Source organism: Lactobacillus delbrueckii subsp. delbrueckii DSM 20074 = JCM 1012, from assembly GCF_001433875.1.
GTDB lineage: Bacteria > Bacillota > Bacilli > Lactobacillales > Lactobacillaceae > Lactobacillus > Lactobacillus delbrueckii.
The window spans coordinates 1-258 of the sequence record NZ_AZCR01000164.1; the positions used below are offsets into that span (position 1 = coordinate 1).

The window sequence follows — 258 nt, forward strand, 5'->3', positions numbered from 1 at the left end:
ATTTCCTTGAATCAGCTTCTTCAAACGGTTAGCCAGATTCGACCACATGCTTTTTATGTTGGCACATGCTTCACGGAGAGCACCAACCCAGTGCTTGGTCTGAAAGTTGTAGACTGTTTCCAGCTTGCCTTTTGAGCCTTTAACCGGCTTGTCCCATTTACGAACTTGGTTACGCAGAGCCTACCAGTTATTAACCGCAAGCATCGAATTGATGCCGCAGTAGCGGTTCAAAAAGAAATGCCGGCACCTGCCGTATCT

1 pseudogene is annotated in these 258 nt (G+C 47.3%); it reads right to left on the minus strand.

The window, feature by feature from the left end:
- Positions 1-258: pseudogene (locus FD23_RS11010) on the minus strand (RNA-guided endonuclease TnpB family protein); the annotation flags it as partial.